Source organism: Enterococcus sp. DIV1368f (assembly GCF_051712245.1).
Classification (GTDB): domain Bacteria; phylum Bacillota; class Bacilli; order Lactobacillales; family Enterococcaceae; genus Enterococcus; species Enterococcus faecalis.
The window spans coordinates 1,992,667-2,005,861 of the sequence record NZ_JBIOON010000001.1 but is presented as its reverse complement, the minus strand read 5'-3'; the positions used below and the strand labels follow the sequence as shown (position 1 = coordinate 2,005,861).

The window sequence follows — 13,195 nt, the reverse complement described above, 5'->3', positions numbered from 1 at the left end:
TATTTCCGAAGGAGTTGGTTCTGTTCCCGCCGTTTATCAGTTTTTGAGCGTGGAGCAAAAATCCAAAGTGATTTTTGTTCCACGCTCGTTTTTTTTGAACATAAATAAAATTTTATTTTGGAATTAAAAAATATTTAGAAAAATAGTTGAAATTTTATTTCAAACGAGTTATAATGAAAGCGTATTAGAGAGGAGCTAAAAAGATGTATGGTATTTCAGTTTTTCTTGGTGAAGAGATTACAAACGATACAATTATTTATATCAAAAAGATGAAAGCGCTTGGATTTGATGGTATTTTCACTTCTTTACACATTCCAGAAGATGATACTTCCCTTTACCGCCAACGCTTGACTGATTTAGGGGCAATTGCTAAGGCAGAAAAAATGAAAATTATGGTAGATATTTCAGGTGAAGCGTTAAAAAGAGCGGGTTTTTCTTTCGATGAATTAGAGCCTTTAATCGAGTTGGGCGTAACTGGCCTTCGGATGGACTATGGCATTACGATAGAACAAATGGCTCATGCTTCACATAAGATTGATATAGGATTGAATGCTAGTACCATTACACTGGAAGAAGTGGCTGAGTTAAAGGCTCACCAAGCGGACTTTTCTCGCTTAGAAGCTTGGCATAATTATTATCCAAGACCTGAAACCGGCATTGGAACAACATTTTTTAATGAAAAGAACCGCTGGCTTAAAGAATTAGGCTTACAAGTTTTTACTTTTGTGCCAGGAGATGGGCAAACAAGAGGCCCAATTTTTGCTGGTTTACCAACATTAGAAAAACATCGGGGGCAAAATCCTTTCGCCGCTTCCGTTGGTTTGATGGCTGATCCTTATGTCGATGCTGTTTATATTGGTGATCCCACAATTAGTGAGCGAACCATGGCTCAATTTGGTTATTATCACCAAACCAATCAATTTCTGTTAGAAGTAGCACCTAGCGAGAGCCGCTATTTGAAGCGAATACTTGGGACTCATACCAATCGTTTAGATGCTGCAAGAGATGTTTTGCGAAGTGAATTATCAAGAACGAGTGAAATGTTCAGAAAAGATGAAATTGCAACGATTGAGTCAGAGCAGACTGAAGCACGTCCAGTGGGAACCGTAACGATTGATAATGAAAAATATGGTCGCTATATGGGAGAAATTCAAGTCACACTGGTGGACTTGCCGAAAGATGAAAAAGTCAATACGATTACACGAATTATTGAAAAAGATCAAACGATATTGCCGTTAATCAAGGCAGGCAATCAATTTACGCTAGTCACGGAAGGAACGATAGAGAATGAATTTAGAAAACTTAACAACTGAACGTAGAAATGAAAATACAATGGGCTTAGATGAGATGAGTGTCAAAGAAGCTTTACAAAAAATGAATCAAGAAGACCAAAAAGTTGCAATTGCAGTGGGTCAAGAATTAGCAGCCATTGAACCAGTGGTAGAAGCCATCATCAAAAGCTTCAATCAAGGCGGCCGCTTGATCTACATGGGCGCTGGTACGAGTGGTCGGTTAGGTGTCTTAGATGCAGCCGAATGTGTACCAACTTTTGGCGTCGAGCCAGAGATGGTTCAAGGCCTCATCGCTGGTGGTCAAAAAGCAATGACTGTCGCAGTAGAAGGTGCTGAAGATTCAAAAGAACTAGGTCGTCAAGATTTAGTTGATCTAAAATTATCAGCAAATGACATTGTTGTTGGGATTGCAGCCAGCGGTCGGACGCCTTATGTAATTGGCGGTTTAGAATATGCTACAACGGTGGGAGCAGCTACCGCAACTGTGGCATGTAATAAAAATGCCGAAATTAGTAAATATGCACAAATGCCGATTGAAGTAGATGCAGGGCCTGAATTTTTAACAGGTTCGACTCGCTTGAAATCTGGGACAGCTCAAAAATTAATTTTAAATATGTTATCAACTATTTCCATGATTGGTATTGGAAAAGTCTACAATAACTTAATGGTTGATGTAAAACCAACCAATGAAAAATTAGTAGAGCGTTCCAAACGGATTATTATGGAAGCAACGGGTTGTAGTTATGAAGTTGCCGAACTAAAATTTGTAGAAGCAGAAGAAAATGTGAAGTTAGCAATTGTAATGATTTTAACTGATAGTACTAAAGAAGAAGCAACACAAAAATTAATTGACGGGAATCAATTTATCAAGAATACATTAAATTAAGGAATTAGGAGGGTGTTTTAACATGGCAGAAGAAAGAATTAAACGCATTGCTGATGGGATTTATAAAGAAGTTGGTGGTCAAGAAAACGTGGACAAAGTCATTCATTGTATGACTCGTGTTCGTATGGATATCCGCGATTATGACAAAGTGGATATTGAAGGATTGAAAAAAATTGATGGCGTTATGGGCGTCGTAGAAGATGATACGTTACAAGTAGTTGTTGGTCCAGGGACTGTTAACAAGGTTGCACAAGAAATGGTAGATCAAGCAGGTGTCAAATTGGGAGAACCATTTAATCATGGCACCACAACTGATGCTTCAGCAGGCAAATCTGGAAAAGATTTAGTAGAAGAAAAAGCCGCTCAAATGAAAGCACAACAAAAAGCGAAACAAAATAACACTTCACCATTTAAAAAAGTGTTAAAAGCCATTTCTAGTATCTTTGTTCCGATGATTCCTGCCTTTGTTGGGGCTGGTATTATTGGCGGGATTGCAGCTGTTATGTCTAACTTAGTTGTTGCTGGTGATATTTCAGCTTCATGGCAACAATATATTGATGTCTTAAATATCATTAAAAATGGGATTTTTGCTTATTTAGCTCTTTACACTGGGATTAACAGTGCCAGCGTTTTTGGTGCAACGCCAGCGTTGGGTGGTGTTATTGGGGCAGTCACAATGTTAACAGGAATGAATCCAGATGCACCAATCAGTAATATTTTCACTGGGGGAACATTATCTGCAGGACAAGGCGGAATTATCGGTGTTATTTTTGCCGTATGGTTATTATCATTGTTAGAAAAACAATTGCATAAAATTGTCCCAGAATCAATTGATATTATCGTAACGCCAACCATTTCACTTTTAGTGATTGGCTTAGCAACTATTTTCTTAATCATGCCTGTAGCCGGAGCTATTTCTAATGGCTTAGTTGGTATTATCAATGTTGTCTTAGAAAAAGGTGGCATGGTTGCTGGCTTTACTCTTGGTTTAACCTTCTTGCCAATGGTAATGTTTGGTTTACATCAAATTTTGACGCCAATCCACATTGAAATGATTAATCAAACAGGGATGACTTTGTTATTACCAATTCTGGCCATGGCTGGTGCGGGACAAGTCGGTGCAGCTTTAGCATTATGGATTCGTTGTAAATCAGATAAAAAATTAGTTGAAATGATTAAAGGTGCCTTGCCAGTTGGAATTTTAGGTATTGGTGAACCATTAATCTACGGAGTTACTTTACCATTAGGACGTCCATTCATTACTGCTTGTATCGGCGGTGGTATTGGTGGTGCAGTAATCGGTGCCTTCGGTAATGTTGGTGCGATTGCTATTGGACCAAGTGGGGTGGCTTTAATTCCATTAATTGCCAACAACCAATGGCTTGCTTATGTATTAGGGTTATTGGCCGCTTACGCAGGTGGGTTTGTAGCAACGTTATTCTTTGGGATTCCTAAAGATATGCAAACAACTAAATAATAAATAGAAAAAGGAGAACTTGGCTTCTCCCTTTTTCTTTGTTAAAATTTAATTGCGTAGGAAATGGTGTATCAGGAGGGATGTTTATGCAACAAAATATTGTTTTATCTATCCAAGATCGTCTACAACAATTACCAAAATCAGAACGAAAAATCGCAGAATATATTTTAAAAAATACAGAAACAGTTATTTCAATGAATGCGCAAGAGCTAGCGAAACAAGCAGGATCAAGTCCAGCGGCAATTATTCGCTTTTGTCATTCTATGGATGTGAATGGCTTCACAGAGTTGAAACTTTTATTATCTGCAAATCTTGGCCAAATGAAGCAGCAAATGTACACTGAAGTTACTAAAGGGGAATCAACAGCTGATATTAAACAAAAGTTACAGGCGCGCTTTGTTCATGTGGTTGAGCGAAGCGGTCAGACATTAGAGGATGTCGCAGTGAATGAAGCCGTTGATTTGTTGGAAAAAACAGAAGTAATTTTTGTCTATGGGTTGGGCGCCTCTTCGTTGGTTGCTCAAGATATTTATCAAAAGTTTACGCGATTAGGCCGAACGGTATTTACAACATTGGATCATCATTTATTTGCTTCTATGTTAGGCTCTACAGAAAAGCCTAGTGTTTTTATTGTTATTTCTAATTCTGGAACGAATAAAGAAGCAAGTACTTTAGCTGATTTAGCGAAGCAGCAAGGGATTCCTATTGTTAGTATCACACAAGATGAAAAATCAGTGATTGGTGAAAAAAGTGATATCGTCCTTCAAACCTCTAGTGGGGAAGACGTGCCATTGAGAAGTGCGGCTACTGTTTCCTTGGTGGCACAATTGTATGTAGTCGATGTTTTATTTTTTGGTTATGCAGCAAAAAACTATAAGGAAACCTTAGAAAAAATTCAAATCTCAAGAAAGAATGTAGAACGTTTAAAAGAATAAACAAAAAGAGAAGGCTATCTGTCATTTTGACAGATAGCCTTCTCTTTTTTTACAATAAACGGCGCTTTTCAGCGATCTTTTTTCCCTTTTCAATATAAGAAATATCATTAATTCCTTGAATGGTAAATGTTCCTTTTTCGTAAGTTAAGGTCGTCACGCTACCATTCTCCAGCGCCATCTGCATAGGCAAACTTGCATCAATTAAGGAAAGTAAAAAGGAAATTGTTAGTCCATGGGAAACCACCATGACTTTGCCGCCACCATTTTTTTCTCGATGATGAGCGATATCTTCGAAACCAGACCAAACACGATCACGGATAACTTCATAAGGCTCCGCCCAGTCAGCGGTATCGGCTTCAATAATAGCATTTGCTAGGTCACGATAGGTAATCTTCGTGGTCATCATGTCCTCATAACTTTTAAAAGCTAAAATGCGTGGCACCACACCCCAAAGTTCACCATCATAGCCACCTTCTAAAGAACCAAAACACCACTCACGAATCCGTTTATCGGTTAGGTAAGGAATCTTTTGGTGGTTTTGATGTTCTTGTAAAATAATCTGAGCGGTTTGCATGGCACGACCACTATCACTACTATAGGCTTCCTTAAAGTCTATGTCCCTAAGACCTAAGCCTAAATGATAAATGCCTTCTTCTCCTTGTTTGGTTAAGGGGGTATCTGACCAGCCTTGGGTACGGCCAATCGTATTAAACATCGTTTTTCCGTGACGAATAATATAAAGTGTCGTTGCTTCAGTCATTGCTACTCCTCCTAAGTTTCTTTAAATAGTGAATAAATCTCTAATTAAAAAATGGGTTTGTGGCTTTTTCATGTTGAATGGTCGTGGCATCACCATGGCCTGGATAAACAGGAAATTCTTCTGGTAAAGTGAATAGATAGGTCGTAATGCTGTGTAATAATTGTTGCATATCACCAGTGTGTAAATCAGTACGACCAATACTACCTTTAAACAATGCATCCCCAACAACAACAAAATCATCAAAGACAAAGCTGACGCTACCAATTGAATGACCAGGTGTTGGGACTACGGAAAATTTCATGCCGCCAATTTCATAATCGGTTAGTTTAAATTCATGTTCGGCGGGTTGAACAATAATATTTGCTATATCATCATGTCTGCCTAATCCTGAAAGATTCAAAATAGGATTGGAAAGCCACGCTTGTTCTAATGGACTAACATAAACAGGGATTTGATAATGATGGCGCAATTCTTCTACCGCACCAATATGATCATAGTGAGTATGTGTTAATAAAATAGCGGCTGGTTTCTTCCCTAAACGGGTAATTTCTTGAATTAGTTTTGCTCCTTCTGCACCTGGATCAATAATTAATAATGCTTCTTCATTATAAACAAGATAACAGTTTTCTTGAATAACACCTGTTCTAATTTGTTCGATCTGTATCATCTCAGGACCTCCTAAAGTTCTAACGATTCTCTTCAAGTATACCGAAGAATCTTAAGAATAGAAAGTTTTCTTGTTTATCCAAAGAAAAAATAAATCATTCTTAGAATGTTCGGTTTTTGCTTGTTTTAACACGTATTTTTTTAAAAAAAATCACATTTTTATAGTTATTAAGCGAAAGTTTATGTATAATCTTCATGTGATAGTAAGGAGGAGTATTAAATGTTTCATTTTGTAATAAAAGGAACAGGTTTTTCTAGTAAAAATTTGCAAGAGATTAAAGTTTATGAAGAGACACTTTTTTGTATAGATGAGGCCGGAGTAATTCAGGAAATAATTGAACCAGATGCTGAAGCGTATGAAACTGTGCTAGCAGAACAAAAAGAGGCACAACGTTTTCAAGAATTGCCCCAAGATTCTTATCTTTTACCCGGCTTTGTTGATTTACATGTCCATGCACCTCAGTGGGCACAATCAGGGACCGCCTTGGATATTCCATTGTATGAATGGCTGAATACGTACACGTTTCCTTTGGAGTCCAAATTTGCAGATTTAACATTTGCCCAACAAGTCTATGATGAACTGGTAACCCAATTGTTAGCTAATGGGACAACAACAGCCCTTTATTTTGCGACCATTCATTATGAAGCTAGCCGTCGTTTGGCAGAGATTTGTGCGGAAAAAGGGCAGCGTGGCTTAATTGGTAAAGTTGTAATGGATGATCTTAATGAGAATCCTGAGTACTATCGTGATCAAACAACGCAACAAGCATTAGAAGAAACGGAACGGTTTATTCAAGAAATTCAAACATTAGCGCAGCAAACAAAACAAGGCGTGTATCCCGTTGTAACTCCACGTTTCATTCCAAGTTGTACAGAGGAAGCACTTAAAGGATTAGGAGAATTAGCAGCGAAATATCAAGTCCATGTTCAAAGTCATTGTAGTGAGAGTGATTGGGAACATCAATTTGTTCAAGAACGTTTTGGAAAAAATGATGCCCAAGCATTGAATGATTTTGGTTTATTGACAGAAAAAGCAGTGATGGCACATGCAGGCTTTTTAGAAGAAGCAGATATGAATTTATTCCATGAAACAGGGACGGCTGTGGCACACTGCCCAATCTCTAATGCTTATTTTGGCAATGCAGTAACACCGATTGCAAAATTAGTACATCAACATCAAGTAGAAGTTGGTTTAGGTAGTGATCTTTCAGGTGGTTTTTCACCAAGTCTTTTTGACAATTTAAAGCAAGCGGTGATTTCTTCTAGAATGTTAGAAGATGGCGTCGATGCTACAAAAAAACCAGAAGTACGAGGTGTTAAAACAGCACGGATTACAGTAAATGAAGCGTTTTATTTAGCTACTGCTGGTGGTGGTCAAGCGCTAAGTTTGCCAATTGGAAAATTAGAAAAAGGGTATGCTTGGGATGTTCAAATTATTAATACAAGCTTGTCACAAGCACGAATCCCTAAAAATCCAGGGGAATCATTGCTTGATATTTTCCAAAAAATCTTATATTTAGCACGACCAGAAAATATTCGAGAAGTCTGGGTACAAGGTGAAAAAGTACATGATAAAAATTTAATGTCAGCAACTAAAGGAGCATAAAAAATGAGTGAAAAGAAACAAAGTAATCTTCATTTAACAGTGGGGCCAGAAGATTCAGTATCTTTTGGGCAGGCCACTATGTTAGGGATTCAGCATGTCTTAGCAATGGACGTGTACGTCGTACCTGTGATCATTGCTTCAATTATTGGGATTAGCACAGCACAAACGTCTTCTTTAATCCAAGCAACATTCATAGCAGCAGGACTTGCCACGATTATTCAATCTCATTTTTGTATGAGATTACCAGTTGCGCAAGGCCCTTCATTTATTCCGATCGGGGCAATTGCAGGAATTTATTTTGCCAATAACCAACAAGGAAATGGCTGGGGCGCAGTTTTAGGTGCTAGTTTAGTGGGGGCAATTGTTGTTATTATATTAGGATTTACTGGTATTTTTAATCGTTTAATCACTAAATTTGTTCCACCAATTGTGGGAGGAACAATTATTTTTGTGGTGGGGCTTTCGTTAATGCCAGTCGCTTTATCGGATAATATTTACCACGCAAAAGGGGAATTAGGACAAAATATTTTATTAGCATTTATAGCAGCGGGTACGTTGATTTTCTTTGCACTCTTAGGTTCTGCTTTGAAAAAAGGGCGGATTTTCCGCGTTTCTTCTGTCATTTTGGCATTATTATTTGGGAGCATCGCGGCACAATTATTAGGGGTACTTGATTTATCAGCCGTTAGTGAAGCGGCTTGGTTTAGTTTGCCTCAGTTACCATTAGTTAACTTTTCTTTCCAATTTGATTGGTCAGCCATTGCCACGATGTTAGTTATTTATCTGGTTTTAATGGCGGAAACAACAGGCACTTGGTTTGCTGTGAGTCATGTTGTTGCTGAACCTTTGACCGAAGAAAAAATTAATCGCGGCGTAATTGGTGAAGGCTTAGGTTGCTTAGTTTCTTCATTCATTGGCGGCACGCCAGTGACTAGTTACTCTACAAATGCTGGGATTATTTCAATCACTGGAGTTGCTAGTCGCAAGGTTTTTGTGGCTGCAGGTGCGTGGTTTGTCTTATTTGGCTTATCTGGAAAACTTTCCACCTTGATTTCGGCCATTCCGGCACCAGTTATCGGCGGCGTTTTTGTGGTTGTTTGCGGCATCATTTCTGTAAGTGGAATGAAAGTCATGAGTGATGTAACAATTCATGAAAAAGAGATGTATGTAATTGCCGTTCCGATTATTATGACATTAGCGTTGACATTGTTACCAAAAGAGTTTTTGGAAACTTTACCACAATTTTTACAATATTTATTTAGTTCACCCGTGGCAACTGCCTCAATTGTTGCTATTTTATTGCAGGCAATTTTACCAAACGTTCAAGAAGGGTAAAAAGATTAATTTTCGTTAAAACGCCTTTGACAAGTGGCGGTAAATAGTGTAAATTAACAATGGTGTTTGTAAACACGAACGTTAAATGACCGAATGTTCGGTTTTTACGTTATTTTTGTAAATAACTAGGAGGCAGTAAGTATGAAAGTTTTTGATTATGAAGATGTCCAATTAATTCCCAATAAATGTATCGTGAATAGTCGTTCTGAATGTGATACTACAGTAACTTTAGGAAAACATTCGTTTAAAATGCCTGTCGTTCCAGCGAACATGCAAACAATTATTGATGAAACGATTGCGGAAACCCTTGCTGAAAATGGTTATTTTTATATCATGCATCGGTTTGATGAAGAGGCGCGAGTGCCATTTATTAAAAAAATGCAAAAAAAAGGCTTGATCACGTCAATTAGTGTGGGTGTGAAAGAAGGGGAATACGCTTTTGTTGAAACGTTAGCCCGAGAAGGTTTAGTTCCTGACTACGTGACAATTGATATCGCCCATGGTCATTCAAATGCGGTGATTAATATGATTCAACACTTGAAAAAATCTTTACCAGAAACGTTCGTTATTGCGGGCAATGTTGGAACACCAGAAGCCGTTCGCGAATTAGAAAACGCTGGAGCTGATGCCACCAAAGTGGGGATTGGCCCAGGAAAAGTTTGTATTACTAAAATTAAGACTGGCTTTGGAACAGGTGGCTGGCAGCTAGCGGCTTTACGTTGGTGTGCCAAAGCTGCTCGGAAACCAATTATTGCAGATGGTGGAATTCGGACCCATGGAGACATTGCAAAATCTGTGCGTTTTGGGGCAACTATGGTCATGATTGGTTCACTATTTGCGGGACATGAAGAATCACCAGGTGAAACAAAAGTGGAAGATGGCGTTGTTTACAAAGAATACTTTGGTAGCGCCTCTGAATTCCAAAAAGGCGAAAAGAAAAACGTTGAAGGGAAAAAAATCTGGTTACGCCATAAAGGGAAGTTGGCAGATACTTTAGTCGAAATGCAACAAGATTTACAATCTTCCATTTCATACGCGGGAGGTCGCGATTTAGAAGCGATTCGTAAAGTTGATTATGTGATTGTAAAAAATTCTATTTTTAATGGTGATACCATTTAACATTCAACTATAGACTGAAAAGAAGACAGCACGTAGTGCAGAAATTAAAATGATTTCTGCATTACGTGCTTTTTTTTACTTTACCTATCGTAGTAATCGTGTTAAGATAATTACAACGACAGACGTAGTACGATAGTTGAAGTACTTGAGGGAGGAATTTATGTGATTGGTAGTGATGCAATTCGAGGATACAACGATACCTTTATTCTCTCAATCTTACAATCCGGCGCTTCATATGGTTATGCGATTTCTAAACGCATTCGTGAAATTTCTAAAGAACAATATTCGATTAAAGAAACGACACTTTATTCTGCTTTTACACGTTTAGAGAAAAATGGCTACATTGAATCATTTCCAGGAGAAGTAACGCATGGCAAAAAGCGGACCTATTATCAAATAACCCATGCAGGAGAGTGTTATTTAGAGGAAAAGTTACTAGAATGGGAAGTAACAAAAGACGTCGTCGAAGCATTTGTAAAGGAGATGGGAAAATGAAAATTATAGAAGAATTTATTGATAGCTTATTTTCAGGCGTTGTTGAAACACCTGAAACAAAACAATTAAAGGCGGACTTATTAGCAAATGCTGAGGATCGTTATGAAGATTTGCTCAGCCAAGGAAAATCGGAAAATGAAGCAATTGGTACAATTATTTCTGAATTTGGTACTATCGATGAATTAATGGAAGAATTGAATTTAGAAAATAAACAAGTGGATGAAACAAACGATTCAATGAACGGTTTGCCAGAAATTTCAGTGGAGGAAGGACTTGACTATTTAGCTGTCCAACGTAAAGGTGCGATTCAAATTGGCCTTGGTGTTGTTGCAATCATGGTGGGTGTTGGCTTGCTGGTTGGTATGCGTGGTGTTCTTTCTAACGGTCTCGGTTTAGTTGGTCTTTTCATAGGTGTGGCAATTGGCGTTCCATTATTTATTGTTGCTGGTAATCGGTTTGTTGCAATGGACAAACAACTGGGGCAACGATTGATTCCGATTAAGTTAAAAAAAGAAGTTGCACAAAGAGAACAAAGTTTTCAACGATCATTTATTTTTTGTATGGCAGCGGGCGTAGTTTTTTGTATTTTGGGTTTAATCCCAGTTGTTGTCTTTAGTAGTGGCCTTCATCTGATGATGCGCCGTTCCATGCATCAAATGATGGGCGGACAATATTATAATGGAACGATGGGAATTAGTTGGCTCTTCTTTTTAGTATCGATTGGCGTCTTCTTGTTTATATTTGGTGGAGTAATTAAAGGAAGTTTTAATAAATTGTTGAATGAAACTTATTTTTATTCAGAACATGTTGGTCATCCTGATTTTGCCCCTCAACAAACAAAAACAGAGGAAGGACCTGTGGGAAATCCTGTCGGTGCAATTATTGCATCCGTTTATTGGCCCTTAGTTGTTGCACTCTATCTATTTATTAGTTTTGTTTTAGGGGATTGGCGGTTTAGTTGGTTAATCTTTATGTTCGCAGGAATCTTTTATAACACCATCCAAGCATTTTTACACAAACATTGAGACAAACCTGTTAATAGTAAAACAGAAAAGTGGGACATTCGTCAAAACGGCTGTCCCACTTTTCTTGTATTTTCGATTGACAAAAGCATTAAACTGGATTACTTTTAACTCATCCAATTGTTGAGGTGATTGCTATGTGGCAACTTAAAAAAGAACAAAATGTTCCCATTTATCGCAGTATTATGGAAATGATTGTTCAAAAGATTCAAACAGGCGAATTATTACCAGGCGAAAAAATTCCTTCGGAACGTAAACTGGCAGAATACTTGTCTGTCAATCGTTCAACCGTTGTTCATGCATTAGATGAACTGGTGGACTTAGGCTGGATTGTGCGAAAAAGAGGGAGTGGAACGATTGTCAACGAAGGGAAATGGGGGGTAATGATGACACCACGAACGGATTGGCATCGTTATTTAGAACAAAATGTGTTCAAACAAGTTCATCCCTTGGTGACAGAGATTGAGTTACGTGCTAAACAAAATTTGCCGACTGACTTAGATATGTATACAGGCGAGTTGCCGTTAGACTTAATTCCCAGTTTCGATTTTCCAGCATTAAATTGGAAACAATTTTTAAAAGAGGAAGCACAAGATGAATTAGGTTATTTGCCGTTAAGAAAAGAAATCCAAGCCATTACAGCAACGGAATATCAGCTTCATTTACCAAGTGAAAGTTTATTGCTCACTTCAGGTGCACAACAAGCACTTTTTTTAGTTTTGCAAGTTTTATTGAGACAAGGAGATAGTGTTGCCGTAGAAGATCCATCTTTCTTCTATGCCTTACCAATTTTCCAAGCTGCTGGTGTGCGCTTATTTGGTGTGCCCATGACAGAGGAAGGGATTGATCTTGAAGCGCTAGAACAAACAATTCGACAACATCGCATCAAAATGGTTATGGTTAATCCTTCCTTTCAAAATCCCACTGGGACAGTAATGCCTTTAAGAAAAAGAGAACAGCTTGTGAAAGTCTGTCAAACGTATCAAGTTCCTATTTTAGAAGATGATGTTTTTGGGCAGCTAAGTTTTATCCCAAAAACAGAAATTCCTCCTTTAAAAAAATTAGATCCAGATAATGTCTTGTATATCGGTTCGTTGTCAAAAATTTTAGGTTCGACCACGAAAATTGGTTGGTTAAGTGCGCCCGCCTCTGTGACGAAACAAATTGCAGAAGCCAGAAAAATGATGGATGTTTCGTTGAGTATTTTTCCCCAGATGCTCGCTAAAATGGCGATTGAAGATCCTTCTTTTTCTGAAAAAATTACGTTATTAAATAAACAAGTGGAACAACGAGCAACAGCTGTATATCAAGTATTTAAATCGTTGCCAGAATGGGAAGTTTCGCCAGTAAAAGGCGGCTTTTATTTATGGGCACATTGGCGTCAAGGGGCACTTAAGCCAGAAGAGTGGCAAGTGTTTTTACGAGAAGGTGTTTTGGTAGCACCAAGTGTCGCTTTTAGTGAAAAACGTGGAAGTATTCGCTTGAACTGTTCCCGAATTTCACCAGAAGAAATGCCTCTTTTTTGTGAGCGAATGGTACGGATTACACGACAGCTTTCTGAAAATAGACAAACAAAAATAGAACAGTAAGTAAGATTTTTCT

General features: G+C 38.1%; 12 protein-coding genes. 10 read left to right on the top strand and 2 right to left on the bottom strand.

What is annotated here, in order from left to right; translation table 11 throughout:
• Window positions 1–203 precede the first annotated feature (203 nt).
• From IGL07_RS09790 to IGL07_RS09775, 4 genes are all read left to right on the top strand, one after another.
• On the top strand, window positions 204–1,313 hold the full coding sequence (locus tag IGL07_RS09790) for a DUF871 domain-containing protein (protein WP_010817507.1): 1,110 nt from the start codon (window positions 204–206) through the stop codon (window positions 1,311–1,313).
• A complete protein-coding gene (gene murQ / locus IGL07_RS09785; protein WP_002381571.1) occupies window positions 1,288–2,178 on the top strand; it encodes an N-acetylmuramic acid 6-phosphate etherase in 891 nt (296 codons plus the stop codon). The genes IGL07_RS09790 and murQ overlap by 26 nt, the downstream gene beginning before the upstream one ends.
• Window positions 2,179–2,200: 22 nt before the next feature.
• A complete protein-coding gene (locus tag IGL07_RS09780) occupies window positions 2,201–3,655 on the top strand; it encodes a PTS transporter subunit EIIC (RefSeq protein WP_002362674.1) in 1,455 nt (484 codons plus the stop codon).
• A gap of 86 nt (window positions 3,656–3,741) precedes the next feature.
• Complete coding sequence (locus IGL07_RS09775; RefSeq protein WP_438747347.1) at window positions 3,742–4,590, top strand: MurR/RpiR family transcriptional regulator; 849 nt, start codon at window positions 3,742–3,744, stop codon at window positions 4,588–4,590.
• A 49-nt stretch (window positions 4,591–4,639) separates the two neighbouring features.
• Here IGL07_RS09775 and IGL07_RS09770 read toward each other — a convergent pair whose 3' ends face one another.
• Both IGL07_RS09770 and IGL07_RS09765 read right to left on the bottom strand, forming a co-directional pair.
• Complete coding sequence (locus IGL07_RS09770; protein ID WP_438747345.1) at window positions 4,640–5,350, bottom strand: histidine phosphatase family protein; 711 nt, start codon at window positions 5,348–5,350, stop codon at window positions 4,640–4,642.
• Window positions 5,351–5,390: 40 nt separating this feature from the next.
• Window positions 5,391–6,017 carry an MBL fold metallo-hydrolase gene (locus tag IGL07_RS09765; RefSeq protein WP_002356716.1) on the bottom strand — a complete coding sequence of 209 codons (627 nt, stop codon included), beginning with the start codon at window positions 6,015–6,017 and terminating at the stop codon, window positions 5,391–5,393.
• A gap of 219 nt (window positions 6,018–6,236) precedes the next feature.
• Here IGL07_RS09765 and guaD point away from each other — a divergent pair, with 219 nt between their 5' ends.
• The 6 genes from guaD to IGL07_RS09735 all read left to right on the top strand — a co-directional run bounded on the left by guaD (window position 6,237) and on the right by IGL07_RS09735 (window position 13,182).
• A complete protein-coding gene (gene guaD / locus IGL07_RS09760; protein WP_002380594.1) occupies window positions 6,237–7,622 on the top strand; it encodes a guanine deaminase in 1,386 nt (461 codons plus the stop codon).
• 3 nt (window positions 7,623–7,625) lie between these two features.
• The gene (locus IGL07_RS09755; protein WP_002400852.1) at window positions 7,626–8,957 is read left to right on the top strand and encodes a nucleobase:cation symporter-2 family protein; all 1,332 of its coding nucleotides are present in this window, start codon (window positions 7,626–7,628) and stop codon (window positions 8,955–8,957) included.
• 141 nt (window positions 8,958–9,098) lie between these two features.
• Window positions 9,099–10,076: a GMP reductase gene (gene guaC, locus IGL07_RS09750; RefSeq protein ID WP_010817506.1), complete on the top strand. Its 978-nt coding sequence runs from the start codon at window positions 9,099–9,101 to the stop codon at window positions 10,074–10,076.
• A 162-nt stretch (window positions 10,077–10,238) separates the two neighbouring features.
• On the top strand, window positions 10,239–10,571 hold the full coding sequence (locus IGL07_RS09745) for a PadR family transcriptional regulator (RefSeq protein WP_002367058.1): 333 nt from the start codon (window positions 10,239–10,241) through the stop codon (window positions 10,569–10,571).
• Window positions 10,568–11,596, top strand: a complete 1,029-nt coding sequence (locus IGL07_RS09740) for a permease prefix domain 1-containing protein (protein ID WP_010712673.1) — start codon at window positions 10,568–10,570, stop codon at window positions 11,594–11,596. Before IGL07_RS09745 ends, IGL07_RS09740 begins: the two co-directional genes overlap by 4 nt.
• A gap of 134 nt (window positions 11,597–11,730) precedes the next feature.
• Window positions 11,731–13,182, top strand: coding sequence for a PLP-dependent aminotransferase family protein (locus tag IGL07_RS09735; RefSeq protein WP_002376719.1), 1,452 nt, complete (start codon window positions 11,731–11,733; stop codon window positions 13,180–13,182).
• Window positions 13,183–13,195 lie beyond the last annotated feature (13 nt).